General features: G+C 63.8%; 11 protein-coding genes and 1 tRNA gene. 9 read left to right on the top strand and 3 right to left on the bottom strand.

The features are described 5' to 3' along the window. Window positions 1-69: 69 nt before the first annotated feature. Window positions 70-1,623 carry a 2-isopropylmalate synthase gene (locus DQG18_RS08850; RefSeq protein ID WP_116653903.1) on the top strand — a complete coding sequence of 518 codons (1,554 nt, stop codon included), beginning with the start codon at window positions 70-72 and terminating at the stop codon, window positions 1,621-1,623. Window positions 1,624-1,822: 199 nt separating this feature from the next. On the opposite strand, the gene DQG18_RS08845 is transcribed toward DQG18_RS08850, so the two are convergent. Further along, the gene (locus DQG18_RS08845; RefSeq protein WP_116653902.1) at window positions 1,823-2,665 is read right to left on the bottom strand and encodes a leucyl/phenylalanyl-tRNA--protein transferase; all 843 of its coding nucleotides are present in this window, start codon (window positions 2,663-2,665) and stop codon (window positions 1,823-1,825) included. A 158-nt stretch (window positions 2,666-2,823) separates the two neighbouring features. Here DQG18_RS08845 and msrA point away from each other — a divergent pair, with 158 nt between their 5' ends. The 4 genes from msrA (at window position 2,824) to DQG18_RS08825 (ending at window position 6,392) form a co-directional block, all read left to right on the top strand. Further along, the gene (gene msrA / locus DQG18_RS08840) at window positions 2,824-3,441 is read left to right on the top strand and encodes a peptide-methionine (S)-S-oxide reductase MsrA (protein ID WP_116654028.1); all 618 of its coding nucleotides are present in this window, start codon (window positions 2,824-2,826) and stop codon (window positions 3,439-3,441) included. A gap of 85 nt (window positions 3,442-3,526) precedes the next feature. After that, window positions 3,527-3,602: transfer RNA gene (locus DQG18_RS08835), tRNA-Lys, on the top strand. 304 nt (window positions 3,603-3,906) lie between these two features. Continuing rightward, on the top strand, window positions 3,907-5,085 hold the full coding sequence (locus DQG18_RS08830) for a lipid II:glycine glycyltransferase FemX (RefSeq protein ID WP_157970074.1): 1,179 nt from the start codon (window positions 3,907-3,909) through the stop codon (window positions 5,083-5,085). A gap of 2 nt (window positions 5,086-5,087) precedes the next feature. Continuing rightward, a complete protein-coding gene (locus DQG18_RS08825) occupies window positions 5,088-6,392 on the top strand; it encodes a lipopolysaccharide biosynthesis protein (RefSeq protein WP_116653900.1) in 1,305 nt (434 codons plus the stop codon). A gap of 166 nt (window positions 6,393-6,558) precedes the next feature. Here DQG18_RS08825 and DQG18_RS08820 read toward each other — a convergent pair whose 3' ends face one another. Beyond that, window positions 6,559-7,125: a GNAT family N-acetyltransferase gene (locus DQG18_RS08820; RefSeq protein ID WP_116653899.1), complete on the bottom strand. Its 567-nt coding sequence runs from the start codon at window positions 7,123-7,125 to the stop codon at window positions 6,559-6,561. Between the two features lie 153 nt (window positions 7,126-7,278). On the opposite strand from DQG18_RS08820, the gene acs reads away from it, so the two are divergent. The 4 genes from acs (at window position 7,279) to DQG18_RS08800 (ending at window position 14,274) form a co-directional block, all read left to right on the top strand. Continuing rightward, window positions 7,279-9,228, top strand: a complete 1,950-nt coding sequence (gene acs / locus DQG18_RS08815) for an acetate--CoA ligase (protein WP_116653898.1) — start codon at window positions 7,279-7,281, stop codon at window positions 9,226-9,228. A 177-nt stretch (window positions 9,229-9,405) separates the two neighbouring features. After that, window positions 9,406-12,165, top strand: coding sequence for an EAL domain-containing protein (locus DQG18_RS08810; protein WP_116653897.1), 2,760 nt, complete (start codon window positions 9,406-9,408; stop codon window positions 12,163-12,165). Window positions 12,166-12,261: 96 nt separating this feature from the next. Further along, window positions 12,262-13,356 carry a glycoside hydrolase family 3 protein gene (locus DQG18_RS08805; protein ID WP_116653896.1) on the top strand — a complete coding sequence of 365 codons (1,095 nt, stop codon included), beginning with the start codon at window positions 12,262-12,264 and terminating at the stop codon, window positions 13,354-13,356. A 117-nt stretch (window positions 13,357-13,473) separates the two neighbouring features. Then, complete coding sequence (locus DQG18_RS08800; RefSeq protein ID WP_116653895.1) at window positions 13,474-14,274, top strand: UDP-2,3-diacylglucosamine diphosphatase; 801 nt, start codon at window positions 13,474-13,476, stop codon at window positions 14,272-14,274. A 199-nt stretch (window positions 14,275-14,473) separates the two neighbouring features. Here the strand turns inward: DQG18_RS08800 and DQG18_RS08795 are convergent, their stop codons facing one another. Further along, entirely contained in the window at window positions 14,474-19,531 is a 5,058-nt protein-coding gene (locus DQG18_RS08795; RefSeq protein ID WP_116653894.1) for an apolipoprotein A-IV repeat region-like domain-containing protein, read from the bottom strand. Window positions 19,532-19,803 lie beyond the last annotated feature (272 nt).

Below are 19,803 nucleotides of genomic sequence, written 5' to 3'. Positions count from 1 at the left end.
AAATTGTCCGGCCAATATCCCTGTTTCTCGCCATGGCGGGCAGGGGCGGCCGATTAGGGAAGACCGAACATGAGTGCCCAGACCAATACCGACCGCGTCTATATTTTCGATACGACGCTGCGCGACGGCGAGCAGAGCCCCGGCGCGACCATGACACTGGAGGAAAAACTCCAGGTCGCCGAAATCCTCGATACCATGGGCGTCGATATCATCGAGGCGGGCTTTCCCATCGCTTCCAATGGCGACTTCGAGGCGGTGGCGACCATCGCCAAGCGCGCAAAAAACGCAGTGATCGCCGGACTGGCCCGCGCCATTCCCGCCGATATCGACCGGGCGGGTGAGGCGGTGCGGTTTGCCAGGCGGGGGCGCATCCATACTTTCGTTTCGACCTCGCCCATCCATCTGGCGCACCAGATGAAAAAGACCGAGGAGGAAGTGCTCGAAATCGTCACGCAAACAGTGACGCAGTCGCGCAACCTCATCGACGACGTGGAATGGTCGGGTATGGACGCGACCCGTACGCCGGTCGAATTCCTCGCGCGCTGCACGGAAGCGGCGATCAAGGCCGGGGCGACGACCATCAACATCCCCGATACGGTCGGCTATTCGACGCCTGAGGACTATTACGAGCTCATAAAGACGCTGATCGAAATGGTGCCCAATTCGGACAAGGCGATCTTTTCCACCCATTGCCACAACGATCTGGGCATGGCGGTCGCCAATTCGCTGGCCGGGGTGCGGGCGGGCGCGCGACAGATCGAGTGCACGATCAATGGGCTGGGCGAGCGCGCGGGCAATGCAGCGCTCGAAGAGATCGTCATGGCCTTCAAGACACGCGTCGACGCGCTGCCCTATCACACCAATGTCGAGAGCACGCACCTGTCGCGGGCCTCCAAGGTGGTGTCGGCGGCCGCGAATTTTCCGGTTCAGTACAACAAGGCCATCGTGGGCAAGAATGCCTTCGCGCATGAAAGCGGCATCCATCAGGACGGGATGCTCAAGAATGCGCTGACCTACGAGATCATGACGCCGGAAAGCGTGGGGATCAAATCCACCTCTCTGGTGATGGGTAAGCATTCGGGGCGCCATGCGTTCCGCGAAAAGCTCAAGGATCTGGGGTACGAACTGGCCGACAACCAGTTGCAGGAAGCCTTCCAGCGCTTCAAGGATCTGGCGGATCGGAAAAAGCACGTCTATGACGACGATATCGTGGCGCTGGTGGACGACGAGATGGGCTCGGCCGCCGACCGGATCAAGTTGGTCGACATGCGCGTCATCTCCAAGACCGGCGGCGAGCACCGGTGCGAGATGACCGTTTCCATCGATGGCGAAGTTTCCGAAGTCGGTTATGACGGCACGGGCTCGGTCGATGCGATCTTCAATGCGATCAAGACGGCGGTGAATGCCAACCCGCATCTGGTGCTTTACGCCGTGGACGGGGTGACCGGGGGCACGGACGCGCAGGCCAACGCGCATGTGCGGCTCGAAATGAATGGACGGATCGCTTCGGGCAGCGCGACGGAACCCGATACGCTGGTGGCCTCGGCCCGCGCCTATCTCAACGCGTATAACCGCCTGCTGGTGGAAAAAGGCGCCTCCGCGCAGGGGGCGATGGCGGGGTAGGGGTTTAGAGCGCCTTCCAGCCACGCGCTCTTCTCGCTGTCCCGGCGAAAGCCGGGACCCACGGCGCAACTTCCACGGTAGTGGGCGGCGGCGGATACATGGTCCCCGGCTTTCGCCGGGGAAGCGATGGAGACGTTGGAAAGCGCGGAAGAACGTTTTTTGGTTTGCGCCCAGTCTTGGACGGTCTCGGACCCGCTGATCAAGAGTCAGCGGGTCTGTTCGCCGGCTGCCAATCCGCCGTTTGCCCGAGCGTGAATTCGGTACTCCAGCGCCCCGCGTCCGGAGTGCCAGTTCGCCCGAGCAGCACCACATAATCCTGTCGCGGCATTTCGGTGCCGCCGAGGGCGGCGACCCAGCCTGACATCACCTGATGATCGACGGCGACGAACCCCCTGGCCTCAAGATGATGATAAAGGCTGACGATGGCGAATTTGGATGCGTTGTCGGCGGTATGGAACATCGAGAGCGCCGAAAAGACCGGGCCGGCGGCCACCCCAAACAGACCGCCCACGAGGTGGTTTTCCGCGTCGTAAATCTCGACAGAGTGGGCATGGCCTTCCGCGAACAGCCGTTTATAAAGGGCGCGGGCGCACGGAGTGATCCAGGTGACATGGAGGCGCTTGCCGCGAGGTGCGGCGCAACCATCGAGAACGCCCGAAAAATCGGTATCGAAGGCGACCCGCATGTCGGCACCACGCAGGGTGCGGCGGAAGCGCTTGGCGATATGGACGTTTTCGAGCAGCATCACTGCCCGGATCGGGGGCGACCACCATTTCATCGCGCCCCAGTGCCCCTGAGGGTAAAAGCCGCCGCGAAACCCCGCGAGCACGGCATCGGTCCCAAGGTCGGTCGCAAGTCCGGCCAGCCCCGGCGGTTTGGGCTGGATGCGGTCGAGGCTGGGCATAGGGTGCGGGCGGGAAAGCCTGTCCCTGACGATGCGGATCACCAGATGGGGAAACCAGCGGGTGCGTGGCGGCCGCAGCCAGTAGGCTGTCGCCAGCACAAGGCGACTGAGGGCGTAGTCTCCGGCGCTTCGAGGCATTTGTAAGTATCCATCGGCGCTGCACAGATCAATGCAGGCAAGGGGTTTTATTACACCTTGATCGGAGTGCGGCTCATTGCAATATGAATTATGGTTCACAGGGTATTGACTTGCAGGGACAAGGTTTCCGGCGCGAAATGGGCAAAAGGAGATGGCTGATGTTTGCCCGCACCACGTTGCTCGCCGTTCTTGGCCTTGGTGCGCTCGCCATGGCGCCCGCTCAGGCGGAAACCGCGCTGTTTGCGGGGGGCTGTTTCTGGAGCGTCGAGGCCAATTTCGACAAGGTCGAGGGCGTGACGGCGACCATATCCGGCTTTGCCGGTGGGCATGTGGCGAACCCCAGTTATGAGCAGGTGGTCTATTCCGATACAGGGCATTACGAGGTGGTCGAGATTACCTATGACCCCGGGATCGTGAGTTTTGCCCAGCTTCTGACAGTCTTCTGGCATACGACCGATCCCACCGATGCGGGCGGGCAGTTTTGCGACAGGGGCGCGGGCTACCGGACGGCGATTTTCGCGCTCGATGACGAGCAGGCCGAAATCGCCGAGGCGAGCAAGGCCGCGCTGGCCGGGGAAACGGGATTGACGATCGTCACCGAAATCCTGCCCGCCGCGCCGTTCTATGCCGCTGAGGACCACCATCAGGACTTCCACATCAAAAACCCTGCGCATTACGAGGCTTACCGCATCGGATGCCGCCGCGACCTGCGGCTTGCGGACCTCTGGGGCGACAAGGCGTTTCTGGGCACCAGCCTCAACCCGGTTTCTCCGTGACCGTTTTCGCCGATTGGTGGTGGACAGGTACAAACGGGTTTGCTAGAGAAGCGCCACTTCGCGGGCGCCCGGCGCAACGCGACGTGGGTGTATAGCTCAGTTGGTAGAGCAGCTGACTCTTAATCAGCGGGTCCAAGGTTCGAGCCCTTGTACACCCACCATTTATTTCTCTCACTGCGGGCATGACGGCGCTAAAGCCGCGCCTATGCCCTTCGTTGCGCCTGCGAGGGCGCGCGCGAAACATCGCGCGGGGTCCTCGGCTTCGCCTCGTCCGGTTTTCTCTCCCTGCGGGTATCATCCGGGTTGTCCAGCAGCCGATAGAACCGGTCATGCCGAGCAATAACGGAAGAGAACGAAGACACTCTTAACCATATCTCCAATTGTGGCGGCGATTTGGGAGGGGTCGAAACCCTTTGCCCAGAGTGGGTGCCTATAGTGGCCGGAAATGAAAATCCGGACAGGGCCATGACACTCGCGATCGATCAATCCGCCAACCAAAACGATACCACAGAGCATGCGGCCAGGGCTGCGCGGGTTCCGGTGGCCGGGCAGATGGGGCTTGTGGCCGAGTTTCCCGGCACGGAGGCCTGGGATCGCGAGATCGCGGCGTTCGACGGGATCTGCCAGGAGCAGCTTTCGGTTTATGCGCGGGGGCGGTGGCCCAGGGTCGGGCTCGAACCGGTGTTGTTCCGCCGTGATGGGCAAGCCGTGGGCGGGGCGCTGGTGATGCTCCAGCCTTTGCCGCTTGGTATTGGCACCATAGCCCTCGTCAAGTGGGGGCCCATCCTTGCCGCCTCGGAGGCGGCGGACGGCGATGCGCTGATGAACGAAATGGTGGGCTATCTCCGGGATGAATATGCCGTGCGGCGGGGCGCGATGATGTCGATCATCCCCGCGGTCGAGGCGGCGCCCGTCAACCGGGGTTTTGCGCGGCTGATGGAAATGGGGTTCGTGCCCGGCGACGGGGTGCGCGCGCCGAACCGGTATGTGGTTGATGTAACGCTTGACGACGAGGCGCGGTTGGCCGCGTTCGCGCAGAAATGGCGCTATCATTTGCGCAAGTCACTCAAGGCGGGGCTTGAGTTCGAGCACGCCGGGGCCGATGCGCTCGAGCGGTTCATGACGCTTTACGATGCGATGAGCGAGCGTAAGCAATTTGCCGACTATTCGGCAATCTCGACGGTATCCGATCTGTTTTCGCTGCCCGAGGGCAAAGGGCGGCCCGAACTGTTCTATGTGACCCACAAGGGCGAGACCGTGGCCGGGGCGATCATCTTTGCGACGGGACGGACGGCGACCTATCTTTATGGCGCAACGAATGATGCGGCGCTGGGGCTGCGCGCGGGGTATTTCCTCCACTGGCATATCATCCGCTGGTTGCGCGACAATTCACTGGCGCACTGGTACGATCTTGGCGGCACGGATGGCTCGCACGGGCTGCACCAGTTCAAAAGCGGCATGGTGGGAACCGCCGGCTACATCAACCCGCTGCCGCCCATGGCCAATTACGCGGCGGGCCTGCGCGCGCGGCTGGCGGGCGGCCTTGCCTATACGCTGCGTAATCGTGCGTTGCGGGTGCGGGACGGGGCGCTCGAAACGTTCAAGGGCACCATGGCCCGCATGCGACGGAGGGGCAGCGACTGACGATGTCGATCGCCACGAGGCTTGCGTCCAAGTCGGCCTTTCTGTTTGCCCTGCGCATCGCGGGGGCGGGTTTCATCTTTCTGGTGCAGGCGGCGATCGCCCGGGTCTGGGGCGCGGCGGCGCTGGGCGATTATCTGGTGGTCATCGCGGCGGCCAACCTTCTGGCGGTCGGCATGCCGCTGGGGTTCCAGACGGTGAGCACCTATTTTACCGCCGAATACCGGTCGCGGGGCGAGGGGCGGCATCTCCGCCGGTTTCTTGCGCACGCCTATGGGCATATTGTGGTGATCGGGCTGATCGTCACGCTGTTCGGCTGGCCCGTGACGCACCTGCTCGGGGAGACGGGGGAGCATCTGCGCCCGCTCTGGACCCCGACCGCGCTGATCGCGGTGGCAACCGCTATCGCCTATGTCAACGCGACGGTTCTCGTGGGGCTCAAGCGTCCGCTGGCGGGGTATCTGGCGGACATGATGTTCCGGCCGGCGCTGATGCTGGCGGGGTTCGCGATCGTTGCCGCGTTCAGTCAGGGGGCGCAATTGCTGCCCATGCTGTGGATCGTGGCGATCCTGCTGCTGGTGCTGTTCGCCGGCCAGTTCGGCTACGTGCTAATGTCGATCCGCGACATACCGCGAGGGGAAGCGCCGCGGCCTGATGAGCGTAGGCGCTGGTGGCGGTTCGCGGCGCCGTGGGTGCTTATCGTCCTTGCGTCCGACTATTTCTTCGACATCAATCTCCTGCTTCTGGCGGGGTTGCTCGAACGCGGCGATCTGGCGATTTTCGGTGTCTCGACGCGGATATTCGCGCTGGTCTCGTTCGGGGTCGTCGCGGTCTATTCGCTGACGCTGCCCGACATGTTCGAGGCCGAAGCCAAGGCCGATCGGGCGGCGATGGCGAGCCGGATCGGGGAAGCCAATCTGGTGGCGACGCTTCTGGCGCTGGGGCTGTTCCTTGGCGTCCTGGTGTTCGGGCGCTACCTGCTGTTGCTGTTTGGCGAGGAGTTCCAGACCGGAGCGGTGCCGATGGCGATCCTGTGCCTTGCGCTGGTGGTGCGCGCCATGTTCGGGCCGGCCTCGCTGGTGCTTTCGATGCACAACAAGCCCTATGCCAGCCTGCCCTCGGTGCTGCTCGGGGTGCTGACCGTGGTGGCGGGCAATTACCTGCTGGTGCCGCCCTACGGGCTGATGGGCGCGGCGGTCGCGGCGTTCATCGCGATCAGCGTGTGGTCGGTGTCGCTGTGGATGACGGCGCTGGTGCAGGCGAAGGTCGATGTTTCGATTTTCGGGCGGTTCAGGGTGGCGGCGGCTTAGGGGGTTCTGGCTGGCACCGCTGCCCCCTCACCCCCAACCCCTCTCCCTCAAGGGGAGAGGGGTGCTCATATGGCGGCCCCACGGTTACCCTTCTCCCCTTGAGGGAGAAGGTGGCCGGAGCGAAGCGGAGGTCGGATGAGGGGGCCAGCGATGCCGCCGCCTCACATTACCCGCCGAAGAATTTCCGCAGTTTCAGCTCCATGCGCTTGGAGGCCGAGAGGGTGAGGCCGCGGTCGTAGCCCTGGGTGGTCTTGTTGAGCTTGCGTTCCATGATCAGATAGTCCTCCCCGAAGATGTGCTGTTCGAGCAAGGCGACCTGTTCGTATTTGTAGCGGCGGAGCAGCGCCAAAGCCGGGCGGTTGTCGGGGCGGACATAGGTCGAGGCTTTGTGGAAGCGGGAGTTGTCCCAGTGTTCGATGAAGGCTTCCATGCCGAACCGGCCCAGCGGGGTCTTGCGGAATTTGGGGAAGATCGCCGACCAGTACTGGAAGATGGTGCCGCAATCGGGGCCCGAGATGAGGAAGCCGCCGACTTCGCCCTCCATTTCGAGCAGCAGGACGTGCCAGGGATCGACCGCGATGAGGGTGCGCAGGAAGGTCCTGGTAAAGCGCGCCTTTTCGTGGGCCTTGAAGAGATCGGAATAGAAGGGCATCGAATCGATCAGGTCCATCAGTTCGCGATGGACGAGGCCGATGTCGGCATTGGTCGCGGCGCGGGCGTTCATCTGCTCCATGACAGAGCCCCCTCTCCCTGTTGCAAGGGCAGCATCATAACCGGCCTGCCGTTGATAAAGGGTGACCGTCCGGGTTGCGGCGGTCACGTGGCTTGCCCCGATGGTCCGGCAGGCGTTAAGGTCCGCCCGGATTGAATTCGGGGAGGATCTGCAATGAGTTCAGAGCTGATTTTCGCGCCTTCGGCGGAGGCTGTCGAGCGCACGCATGTAACGGCGGAACGTTACGAGGAAATGTATGCGCGCTCGCTCGCCGACCCCGACGGGTTCTGGGGCGAGCAAGGCAAGCGCATCGAGTGGATGAAGCCTTACACCAAGGTCAAGAATACCACGTTTGCCTGGCCCGATATCTCCATCAAATGGTTCGAGGACGGGGTCCTCAACGTCACCGAAAGCTGCATCGATCGCCATCTCGAGGCGCGCGGAGACCAGACGGCGATCATCTTCGAGCCCGACGATCCCAAGGCCGAGGCGCGGCACATCACCTACCGGCAGGTGCACGAAGAGGTGTGCCGGATGGCCAATGTGCTGAAATCGCTTGGCGTCAGGAAAGGCCATCGGGTGACCATCTATATGCCGATGATCCCCGAGGCGGCTTACGCGATGCTGGCCTCGGCCCGGATCGGCGCCATCCATTCTGTGGTGTTCGGCGGGTTCTCGCCCGATGCGCTGGCCGGGCGCATCAATGACTGCGACAGCGCGGTGGTGATCACCGCCGACGAGGGCCGGCGCGGCGGCCGGGCCGTGCCGCTCAAGACCAATGTGGATACCGCGCTCGAGGATTGCCCGGGCGTCCAGAAGGTGCTGGTCATCAATAGCTGCGGCGCGGACGTGCCCATGAAGGGCGGGCGGGACGTCTGGTGGCACGAGGCCGCCGCCGGGGTCGAGCCGTTCTGCGATCCCGAACCGATGAATGCGGAAGACCCGCTGTTCATCCTTTATACGTCAGGCTCGACGGGAAAGCCCAAGGGCGTGCTGCATACTACCGGCGGCTATCTGGTCCATGTGGCGCTCAGCCATGAGCTGACCTTCGACTATCGCGATGGCGAGGTCTATTGGTGCACGGCGGACGTGGGGTGGGTGACGGGCCACTCCTATATCGTTTACGGACCGCTGGCCAATGGCGCCACGACGCTGATGTTCGAGGGGGTGCCGAGCTATCCCGATGCGGGGCGGTTCTGGGATGTCGTCGACAAGCACAAGGTCAACATCTTTTATACCGCGCCCACCGCCATCCGCGCGCTGATGGGGGCGGGGACCGAGTTCGTCGAAAGGGCGGATCTCTCAAGCCTGCGGCTGCTCGGCACGGTGGGCGAGCCGATCAACCCCGAGGCATGGCTGTGGTATCATAAAAATGTAGGGCGCGAGCGCTGCGAGATTGTCGATACCTGGTGGCAGACCGAGACGGGCGGGTTCATGATCAATCCGCTGCCCGGTGCGATCCCCACCAAGCCCGGCGCGGCGACGCTGCCGTTCTTCGGGGTGAAACCGGCGGTGCTGGATGCCGAGAGCGGCAAGGAAATTACCGAGACGGAAGCCTTGGGCGTTCTTGCCATGTCCGATAGCTGGCCCTCGCAGGCGCGGACGCTCTGGGGCGATCACCAGCGCTTCAAGGAAACCTATTTCCAGCAGTACAAGGGCTATTATTTCACCGGCGACGGCTGCCGCAGGGACGCAGACGGCTATTACTGGATCACGGGCCGTGTGGACGATGTGCTCAACATCTCCGGGCACCGGCTGGGAACGGCGGAAATTGAAAGCGCGCTAGTCGCCCATCCCAAGGTTTCCGAGGCTGCGGTCGTTGGGTATCCGCACGACGTCAAGGGACAGGGCATCTACTGCTATGTGACGCTGATGGCGGGTGACGTTCCATCCGATGAGCTGCTGGCGGAACTTCGCAACTGGGTGCGCAAGGAAATCGGGCCGATCGCAAGCCCCGATCATATCCAGTTCGCGCCGGGTCTGCCCAAGACGCGCTCGGGCAAGATCATGCGCCGGATCCTTAGGAAAATCGCGGAGAACGATTACGGCTCTCTCGGCGACACCTCGACGCTGGCCGATCCCGCGGTGGTCGATGATCTGATCGCCAACCGCAAGAACAGGTAGACGAGACAAAATTTTTGCGTCTTTGCAGGCGGGCAGTGCCGATTGGCACGGTCCGCCTCCGTATTTTTACCTGTTCTTCAGATTGGCGCGCAACAGTCGGCAACGGTCATAAGGCCAGAGGAGCCGGTTTGCCGCAATAGGGGCAGGACGGTAGAATATCGAGGGGCTCTGGCACGAATGGCGCCGCCAGTGACATATATCGGGCATTGGCTGGCCGCATTGGCCCTGTGCGCGGCAATCGTTGCCGCTGGCGCACTCGATTGGCTGCGCCCGCTCGAGAACGGTCTGCAATCCCTGCGGTTTTCGCTCGCATCGCGTCCGGCTAGCGGAGATATCGTTTTTGTCGAGATCGATCCCGAGGCCATAACCGGCATAGGCAACGCCTCGCGGGCGCGCAGCCTTTATGCGCAGGTGATCGACAAGCTCGTTGGCAGCGGGGCTTCGATGGTCGTGCTCGACGTCAATCTGCGTGGCGCGATGGCGTTTTTCGATGATGACGCGCTTGGCGAGGCGCTGGCCCGCGCTCGAGGCATTGTGCGAACCACGGCGCGCTTTTCAACCGATGACAACGCCGCCCGCAATCTCGATCTGCCGCTCGAACGTTTCGCCGCGCTTGCTCCCCCGGTGTTCGTGGGCGATCAGCCCGACCGGGACGGCGTCGTCAGGCAATATCAGACGTGGCTGGCCGAGGGCGGCTGGGTGATCGACTCGCTGGCCGCCGCCGTGACGCCGGAACGGCGGATCACTGAGACGGCGTTCCATATCGATTTCGGCATCGATCTGGGCACGGTTCCGCGGCTTCCGGTGTCCCAGTTGCTCGCGGCGGGCGATATTTCGGACGTGATGGCGGGCAAGGTGGCGATTGTCGGACCGGGCAGCTTTTCGATGCAGAATGGCATGCTCGTGCCGCGATATGGCATGGTGCCGGGCACGGCGATCCAGCTTCTGGCCGCCGAAACGGTGCGGCAGAACCGTATGCTGCGCGATTGGCGGGTCGATCCGCCCTTCGTCCTCGTTCTGGTTTCGGGGCTGCTGTTCTTTTTCCTCCGCCGCCGGATGCCGCTCTCATTGGCAACGATCTGTATGCTGATCTGGCTGGGTCTGGTCGAATTTTCCGCCTTCGCACTGCATATCCGGGCGGGGGTGATCATCCACACCGCCACGGTGCATGTGGCGCAGATAGTACTGCTCATCGCCGCGCTCTGGCACGAACTTGAGTTAAGGGGACGCTCGCTCCATCGCGCCGCGTGGGAGCGCGATTCCATGCGCGGTATCCTCGCGCAGGTCATTTCGGACCATTTCGACGGGGTGGTCGTGGTCGATCACACCGGCACGATCCGCGCGGCCAGCAAGCTCGCCGAGGAATTCATCGGGCCGGGTCTCCGCGGGCGGCGTGCCGCCGAGGTGCTGGATCGGCAGTTCCTCACCCGGATCGACGCGGCGATCGGGCAAGGCGAAGCGATGGACCGGGTGCAGGAGGCGACCGTCCACAGGCCCGATGGCGAGCATATCGTCGAGTTCGTCGTAACGCTTTCGAGCGTTTCGAAGCGGGACGAAAAAGGCATGATGGCGGGGCGCGTCGCATGCCTCACCTTCCGCGACGTGACCGAACGCCACCGGGTCGAGGAGCGGCTGACCTTCCTTGCCCAGCACGATCCTCTGACTGGCGCGGGCTCGCGCGTCCGCTTCACCGAGACGGCGACGGCGATCCTTTCGACGCCGATGGGCAGGGCGCGGGGCGTGGTGGTGATCCTCATCGGGCTTTCGCGGGTCAAAACGGTCAATGATACGCTGGGGCATGCCTATGGGGATGAGCTGTTGCGCCAAGTGGCCGACCGGCTCAACGGGTTCGGCGCCGAATGTGTCGCACGACTCGACGGCAACAGTTTCGGGCTGTTGTTCAAGGGGCTGGTCAGCGAGGATATGATGGTCTTTGCCAAGTCCATCAAGGATAGCGTTTCCCGGCCCTATACCATCGGCGGGCATCACGCGGTGGTCGGCGCCTCGGTGGGGCTGTCTGATTCCGACCTTTCAGGCACCGTTCCGGATGTACTCGTGGGGCAGGCGGCGATGGCGCTTTCGATTGCCGATGACAGTTCGGGCGATACGATCGTCGTCTTTTCCAAGGAGATGGACACGCGCATCAAGAACAAGCAGGACATGGAAAGGGCGTTGCGGGCGGCGCTGGCACGCGGCGAATTTTCCGTCCATTACCAGCCACAGGTCGATCTCGACGATGGGGAGGTGATCGGGGTGGAAGCGCTGGTGCGCTGGACCCATCCCGAACTGGGCAATATCTCGCCCGCCGATTTCATTCCCGCCGCAGAGGAGACCGGCCTCATCATCGAACTTGGGCGGTGGGTGCTGGAAATGGCGTGTAAGGAGGTCGCGGGCTGGCCGGGGGCCATCAGGCTGTCGGTCAACGTCTCGCCCATGCAGTTCGAGCACGGGGATATCGTCTCGGACGTGATCCGCGCCATTGAGATATCGGGGCTGGAACCGGAAAGGCTCGATATCGAGATCACGGAAAGCCTTCTGGTAGCGGAGACGACCCATGTCGCCGAAAAGCTCAGGCTGTTGCGCGGCAAGGGTATCGGGGTGGCGCTAGACGATTTCGGTACGGGTTATTCCTCGCTCAGCTATCTGGGCCGCCTGCCGGTGGACCGGATCAAGATCGACCAGAGCTTCGTGCGCGGGCTGCCCGAGGATACGCACGCCACGGCCATCGTGCGCGCGGTGCTGATGCTGGCGGAATCGCTCGACAAGAGCGTGGTGGCCGAGGGCATCGAAACCCAGGATCAGGCATGGCTGTTGCGGCTGGCCGGATGCCGGACGGGGCAGGGCTATTTCTTTGGGCGGCCGGGGCCGGCCGAAGCCATGGTGGCCCGCCTTTCGGCCCGCGAGGCCGACCGCATGGAGATGGGCAAGGCGGGCTGAACCGGTTTCATCATAGCTTCGACATGATCTGCGCTATGGTCGCGCCGTGCCGGGAATCGTGCAAATCTGAGGCGGTCAACGGAGTGCATTGCGTTCATGGGTTTTCTGCGTAACGCGGCGTTCGCGCTGCTGCTGGCGTTATGCGCGCCGGGCCCGGCCTCGGGCCAGACCGTCGAGGACATGGCCGGCCAGATGGTGATGGTGGGGTTTCAGGGCGCTTCGGTTTCAGACCCCGGCGTGCAGGCGGTGCGTCGGCAGATCGCGGCGGGCGAGGTGGGGGGCGTCATGTATCTGCGCCCCAATATCGAATCGCTGGCGCAGGTCAAGGCCATGAACATGGCGTTCCGCTCCGCGCGGCCATGGAGCCCGCCGCTGATTGCAATCGATCAGGAGGGCGGGCAGATCCGGCGGCTGACGGTCGAAGTGGGATTCGATGAAATCCCTTCAGCATGGGCGATCGGGCGCGGTCGTGTGGACGCGGCGCGCGAAATCTATGGCGATCTGGCCGAACGGCTCGCAGCGCTGGGGTTCAATGTCAATTTCGGGCCGGTGGCCGATCTGGCGCTCAACCCTGATAATCCGATCATTGTGCGCTATGATCGGTCGTTCGGGACCAATCCGGTACGTGTCGCGCAGATGGCTGGTGCCTTTATCGAGGGGCACCGCGCCGCGGGGGTCGGCACCGCGCTCAAGCATTTTCCGGGGCACGGCTCGAGCGAGGGCGATACCCATGAAGGGTTTGTCGATGTGACCGGCGTCTGGGAAGAAATCGAACTTGAACCCTACCGGCGGCTGATCGGGGCGGGGCTGGCCGACATGGTGATGGTGGCCCACATCTTTAACGGGCGGGTGGACGGCGGCGGAGATATTGAGCTTCCCGCCAGTCTTTCCCCGCAATGGATCGAGGGCGTGCTGCGCACAGACCTCGGTTTTGAAGGCGTCGTCATCAGCGACGATATGGAGATGAGCGCGGTGCGCGCGCATTTCGACCTGCGCGAAACCGTGGTGCGCGCGGTGATGGCGGGCAACGATATCATCCTTTTTTCCAATTCCGCCGCCTATGATCCGCAACTGGGGACCGATATCTACACCATTCTGGTCGAGGAGGCGCGGGCCGATCCGCGTTTTGCGGCCCGGATAAAGGAAAGCTACCGGCGGATTGCTGCCTATAAGGCGGGATTGAACGGGTGATGCCGGGCCGGTTTTGTTTCGCAATCGGTATCGAACTTGTATAGTGGCGTGCAAAACAACCGGGGGAATCGTGAATCCTCCGGCTCGGGTTTGTGCGTTGCGAAGGTTATTTCCGGGATGGAAGAAACGCGAAAGGTCCGGCACTCACGGACGCTTTTCATCAGCGACGTGCATCTTGGCATGCAGACGATCCGCGTCGAAGAACTGATCGATTTCCTTTCCGTGCATGACGCCGACACGATCTATATCGTGGGCGATCTGATCGATGGCTGGCGGCTCCAGAAGGAATGGAACTGGCCCCCGATCTACGATCAACTCGCCAATGCGCTGTTCGAGAAGGCCGCAAGGGGCGCGCGGATGGTCTATCTGGCGGGCAATCACGACGAATTTCTGCGTGACTATATGGGCACCTATTTCGGTGGCGTCGAGATCGTCGACCGCATGATCCATGTGAGCGCGGACGGCAAGCGCTATCTCGTCATCCACGGGGACCAGTTCGACGTGGTGGTGGCCAACGCCAAATGGCTCGCCCATATCGGGGACTGGGCCTATAATCTGGCTCTCACCACCAACGCGCCCATAAACTGGGTGCGGCGGCGGATGGGGTTGTCCTACTGGTCGCTTTCGGCCTGGGCCAAGCAGAAGGTCAAGAGCGCGGTGTCGGTGATGGGGCGCTTTGAGGAAGCACTTTCGCTCGAAGCGCGCAACAGCGAGGTGGACGGGGTGATCTGCGGACACATCCATCACGCCGCGATGCACAACCGCTTCGGCATCCACTACATGAATTCGGGCGACTGGGTGGAAAGCTGCACCGCCATCGTCGAGAATCACGATGGCGGGTTCGAGTTGATCCGCTGGAAGGAAGCGGGTGCGCCCGCCAAGCTGCCGCGCCGGCTGCGGCGCAAGGCCATGGGGTAGGCTGGTTCAGGTTTTGATGGAATCAGCCTCAAGCTCCTTTGCTGCCCCGGCGAAAGCCGGGGCCCATGCTGCAAATTCCGCCGTGTTGGATGGGTTCGCTATGGATTCCGGGTCGAGCCCGGGATAGCGACGTCGTTTCGGCTCCGGCCCCCTCTCCCCTCGTGGGAGAGGGGTTTGGGGGTGAGGGGGCCAGCGATGACTACCCCAGCCGCCCGCTGGCGTGGGCCAGCATGGTGTAGACCTTGCCGCGGCTGCTCAGGAGCTGGTTAAAGGTCGCCTGCATGCCGTTGGGGCCGCTGGAGGCTTCGCCGAGCAACTGCTCGAACTCGCCCATATAGGCGCTGGCCGTGCGGGCGAATTCGGGGTCGCGCTGGAGCTTGCGGCGGACTTCATCGAAGGTCGCCTGGCCGGTGATGGTGTAGAGGCGGCGGTTGAAGACGCCGGATTCACCGTCCTGATAGCGGTTCCAGGCCGCGACCAGCGCATCGTCGTCGATGGCGCGGGCGATGTCGTCGGTGAGGCTCGAAAGGTTGAGCGGCCGCTGGCTGCCGGCCTGATTGGCCGAAGCGTTGCGCAGGACGTCGCGGAGCCAGCCGCCTTCCGCCGGTGCGGTGGCGGGCTGCTGGGTGTGCGACTGGGCCAGCGCTTCGTTCAGCCGATCGGACGGCGAGCGGGGTTCGGGCGCGGGGCGCTGGGGCGCGGGTGTTGCGGCCACGGGCTGGCGGACCGGCGTGGGGCGCGGCTGGGGCGCGGGTTCGGCCCGGCGGGGAGCCTCGAGCGAGGTGCGCGGCTGGGGCTGCTCGCGGCGCGGGGCGCTGCGGCCCGAGACGTCGTGGGTGCCGGGCTGGGCGCGGACGATGGCGTTGAGTTCGGACAGCGCCTCGATCTGCTCGGCGACCACGCGGCGCATTGCGGCGGCGCTGGCCCGGGTTTCCTCGGGAAGATCGAGAACCGAACGCTGCAACTCGTTGCGGGTCGCCTCGAGCTCCTGACCAAGCTGGGAAGCGGTGGTGCGCATGGCGTCGGCGGTATCGGCAAAGCGGCGCGTGGCCTCGGCATAGGTGCGCTCGACCTCGGACAGCATATCGGCCTGGGCCTGGCGCAGAGCCGCGCCGGCCCGTTCGCCTTCGCCGGTGGCAAGATCGCCGAAGGTGTGGATCTGGCCCGTGACGCTCTCGGAGGTCGCGGCGAGCGCGTCTTCCATGGCCTTGCGCGCGGCGATGAGGCGGCGTTCGGTCTGGTTGACAGTATCGGCGATCCCTTGCGCGAAATTGCGCAGCCGGGTGTCGATCTCCTCGGTGCGGGTGGTGAACCCTTCAGCGAGCGCAGCAAGCGCGGTGCGGCCGTTTTCAAGGGTCTGGGTCGTGGCGTTGTTGGCCTCGGCCAGATTGGCGGCGGCGCCCGTGAACTCGTGCGTTTCCTCGCGCAACTGGCCGGAAAGCTGGCCGAACTGCTCGACCATCGCCGAAATCGTGGATTGCAGCGCGCCGACGTGCTGGCCAACCATTTCGCCCGCCTGCTCGGTGCCCGCAAGGGCGTCGCGTACGGCGCCCGAATAGTTGGCGGTCTGCTCGCCCACCGATTCCTGGAGGCGCGCGAGATTGCCGGTCGAGCTTTCCAGAACGCGCTGGAGCAGGAGGTTGGCATCGTTGAGCTTGCGCAGGGCGTCGGTGACCTCGTGCTGGATACGATTGGTCGATTCGGCCATCAGCTCTTCGGAATCGCGGGCATTGGCTTCGAGCGCGGCACGCAGCAGGTTGGTCTGGGCGCCCAGCGCGTTGGTGAGCTGGTTCTGCTTTTCATCGATGATGCGCGAGAACCCGTCGGACTGCTCGACGACGATGCGGTTGAGTTCGGTTGCCTTGCGTTCCAGTTCCTCGGCGGTGTGAACCGCGCGGACTTCGACGAGGTCCTCGATGTGGACGGCGGCGGTCCTCAATTCTTCCATCGCCTTGCGCACGACCGCGTCCATGCGCGCCGTGGTCTGCTCGACATCGGAGGAAATGTTGGCGGTGACGTTGGTGAGCTTGTCGTTGAGCACCGTCTCGATGCGGTCGGCGCCCGATTCGAGGTCTTCCATCGAGCGGCCGATGGCGTTCTTGATCGACTCGTTGAGCCTGCCCTCGATGCGGTCCGCGCCGCTTTCGAGGTCGCGCATGGAATCGGTGATGGTGCCGTGAATGGATTCGTTGAGCCCGGCCAGCCGTTCGGCGGTGATCTCGGCGCGGGTGGTGATGGCTTCGGGCAGGGTGCCCAGACGATCATCGACCATCTCGGTAATGGCATCGCGCGCTTCGGCGAGGCGGGCCTCGACCTGATCGGCGGCGGCCCTGGCGCTCTGGCCGACCGAGCTTGCCGCCTGGTCGATGCGGGCGGTGACCCCGGATTCGGCGTCGGCGATCCGGGCAACGGCGGTGTCGATCTCGCGGCCGATATTGGCGTTGACCTCGGAAACCTTGCCTTCGATGAGCCGGGACACTTGCGTGGAGCGGTTCTCCATCGTGTCGGTAACGTTGGCAAGGCTCTGGTCGATGCTGGAGCGGAAGGCTTCGCCCGTCGCTTCCATGGCCGAAGTGATGTCGCCGGTGCGCGAGGAAATGGCCTCGCCGAGCCGGATGGCGCGTTCGTCCAGCGTTTCCTCCAACTGGCGCGCGCGTTCGTCGAACCCGGTTTCGAGGCGGTTGCTGGCGCTGTCGACGGTCCTGCCCAGTTCGCTCGTGCGTTCGGTAAATGTTTCGGCGAACTGGCCGGTGGTGATGTCGAGCATCGAACTCATGGCGGCGGTGCGTTCGGCCAGCGTGTCGTCAAGCTGGGTGGTGCGCGCCGAAAGCGTCGTATCGATCTGGTCGAAGCGGGAATCGAGCGTATTGGCGAGCGCTTCAGTCTTTTCCGTGATGGCGCCGGACAGGGCTTCGGTCTTTTCGGCAAGGGTGCCGGACAGCGCTTCGGAGCGGGCATCGAGCCGGGAGGTGAGCGCCTCGCTTTTTGCGTCGAGCCCGGACGTAAAGGCCTCGCTCCGTGCGTCGAGCCCCGAGGCGAAGGCTTCGGCCCGTTCGTCGATCCGGGAGGTGAGGGCCTGGGTGCGTTCATCGATAAGGGACGCAAAGCTCTCGGTGCGGCCGGTCAGCCCTTCGGTGAGGCCACGCGTCTTTTCGTCCATAGTGGTTTCGAGCCGGTCAGCGGTTTCCGCGATCTTGCCGGTGTGGCTGTCGAGGGCGGAAACAAGCCGCTCGCCCTTTTCGCCGACCACGGCATCGACCTGGGAAATGCGGCTGTCGAGCACGACGGAAATCTCGTCGATGCGCGCGTTGAGCTGGGAGAGGGTGTCGCTGCCGGCGCGTTCGAGGCTTTCGCGCGTGCGTTCCACCGAATCCTGGAGCGAGCCGTCCAGTTGCAGCGTCATGCTCTGGATCTGGCTTTCAAGGGCGTTGGACTGGATCGAGAAGGTCTCGTCGAGCCGTTCGGTGATGCGCGAAAGGGTGGACTGGGCCTCCTCGGCGCGGGCACCGATCTCGGTCGACAGCTTCTGGCCGAGCTGTGCGAAGGTCGAGCTCAACACTTCGCCGCGGCGGGTGAAGTCTGTGAGAATGGATTCCGAGCCTTCGTTGAGCACGTCAGTCAGGGTGCTCGCGCGTTCCTCCATGGCGGTGGAGAGCGAAATGGTGTGGCTGTCGAGCGCGTTGACCAGCGTGTCGATTCGGGCATCGAAGGTGCCCGCGATGGCGTTGGCGCGGGTATCGAGTGCATCGGTCAGCGCGCCGGTGCGCTGGCTGAACGTGGTCTCGATACGGTCGGCCTCGCGTTCGAGGACCGAGGCAAGGGAGGTGGCGCGGGTATCGAGTGCGCCGGTCAGCGCTTCGGTACGCTCGCCGAATGTCGTTTCGATGCGGGTGGCCTCGCGGTCGAGGGTCGAGGCAAGGGCGTTGGTGCGGGTATCGAGCGAACTGGTCAGCGCATTGGCGCGTTCACCGAACGTGGTCTCGATGCGGGTGGCTTCGCGGTCGAGAACCGAGGCGATGGTGGTGGTGCGGGCGTCGAGTGCGCTGGTCAGCGCTTCGGTGCGCTCGCCGAACGTGGTTTCGATACGACCGGCCTCGCGGTCGATGGCCGAGGCTACGCCGGTCGCGGTGGCCGAAAGGGTGCTTTCTAGCCGCTCGGTACTCGAATCGATGGCGCCGGTGAGGGTGGAAGCCTTGTCGGACAGCGTGCCGTCGAGGCGGCTGGTGCTGTCGTCGAGCGCCATGATGAGGTCGGCGGTGCGGCTGTCGACGGTTTCGGTGAATGTGCGAGTGCGTGTCTCGAGCCTTGTTTCGAGCGAAAGACTCGCTTCCTCGAACACGCCGGCGATCTCGCCGCCGCGCTCGGAAAGGGTGGTGGTGATCTCCGAGCTTGCGGTGCGAACCCGCTCGGTGATGGACGTGCCCAGGGTTTCGAGTTCGCCCGAGACATTGCCGTGAACGGCGGCGATGGCCTCGCGCATGCGGTCGGCATTGGTGACGACGGACTCGCGCTGGCTGGCCAGTTCCTCGATGAGCTGGCGCATACGGGTTTCGTTGTCCGAATAGGAGCGTTCGAGCGCGGTCACCTCGTTATGGACCATCACCTCCAGTTCGGAGGCGCGTGAAAGGGCGCGTTCGAGGCCATCGCCGATGGCGTTGACCTCGCGGCGGACGGCCTGGCCCACGGTGGCGATCTTGTGGGCGGCGGCGGATTCGGGTTCGTTGAGACGGATCGCGGCTTGCGTCATCGACGCGGCGGCAAGGCGCAGATCGTTGGTGCGCCGCACAAGGAAGCCGACGGCCAACATGGCAAGGACCGGCAGTGCGGTGATTGCGGCAAGGGCGGCGAAATCGAGGCTCTGGACGAATTCGGTGAGCGAGAGACCTTCGGCAAACCTGCCGCCGTAGCGAATCCATGCGATGGCGCCGACCCCGATCACCCAGAGGAGCGAGGCGATGACGGCCACCAGCACAGGGGCGCCGGAGGGGCGGGCGTGGAGCCCGTAAAAGAGGGCCGAAGCGCCCGAGCGATCGTCATTGGCGATGGTTGAGGCCTGGGCGGCGATCTTGTCGGCGGCCTTGAGCCGCTCATTGGCGGTGGGCGCCTCGCGGCGGGCTTCCTTTTTTCCGGGCTGGCTTTCGACCTTGCGGGCCGGTTTGTCATCCATGGAAAAGATCGAGTCCTTCAGTGCGTCTTCGACGGCCGAAAATGCAAGGGCCGCCGGATCGTCCTTGGGAGGGGTCGATTTGTTCGCCATACTCTTTACTACTCTTCACTTTGTGCGCCGCCACGCAGTGAGCGACAGACAGCGGGCCGAGGCGCGGATAAGCAACGCAACCAGCCTGCCGATGATGTGAAACCCTGAACCGAGGCGTCCCCCCGCACAGAGCATACCCCCACACCGTCGCCTGCTCTAACATATCCTTATATACCCAATGTGCTCACTCCTGAAATCTTTATTAAAACTTCGTTAACGACTTTTTGGCGGTTGGCCATCGTATAAGTTTCGGTTTTTGCCGAATCCGCTTG

Source organism: Pelagibacterium sediminicola, assembly GCF_003390885.1.
Lineage (GTDB): Bacteria > Pseudomonadota > Alphaproteobacteria > Rhizobiales > Devosiaceae > Pelagibacterium > Pelagibacterium sediminicola.
This window is presented reverse-complemented; position numbering and strand designations above follow the sequence as displayed.

Coding starts and splice junctions, on each gene's coding strand:
- DQG18_RS08850 (WP_116653903.1), top strand. CDS start 70: ATGAGTGCCCAGACCAATACCGACCGCGTCTATATTTTCGATACGACG.
- DQG18_RS08845 (WP_116653902.1), bottom strand. CDS start 2,665: ATGCCTCGAAGCGCCGGAGACTACGCCCTCAGTCGCCTTGTGCTGGCG.
- msrA (WP_116654028.1), top strand. CDS start 2,824: ATGTTTGCCCGCACCACGTTGCTCGCCGTTCTTGGCCTTGGTGCGCTC.
- DQG18_RS08830 (WP_157970074.1), top strand. CDS start 3,907: ATGACACTCGCGATCGATCAATCCGCCAACCAAAACGATACCACAGAG.
- DQG18_RS08825 (WP_116653900.1), top strand. CDS start 5,088: ATGTCGATCGCCACGAGGCTTGCGTCCAAGTCGGCCTTTCTGTTTGCC.
- DQG18_RS08820 (WP_116653899.1), bottom strand. CDS start 7,125: ATGGAGCAGATGAACGCCCGCGCCGCGACCAATGCCGACATCGGCCTC.
- acs (WP_116653898.1), top strand. CDS start 7,279: ATGAGTTCAGAGCTGATTTTCGCGCCTTCGGCGGAGGCTGTCGAGCGC.
- DQG18_RS08810 (WP_116653897.1), top strand. CDS start 9,406: ATGGCGCCGCCAGTGACATATATCGGGCATTGGCTGGCCGCATTGGCC.
- DQG18_RS08805 (WP_116653896.1), top strand. CDS start 12,262: ATGGGTTTTCTGCGTAACGCGGCGTTCGCGCTGCTGCTGGCGTTATGC.
- DQG18_RS08800 (WP_116653895.1), top strand. CDS start 13,474: ATGGAAGAAACGCGAAAGGTCCGGCACTCACGGACGCTTTTCATCAGC.
- DQG18_RS08795 (WP_116653894.1), bottom strand. CDS start 19,531: ATGGCGAACAAATCGACCCCTCCCAAGGACGATCCGGCGGCCCTTGCA.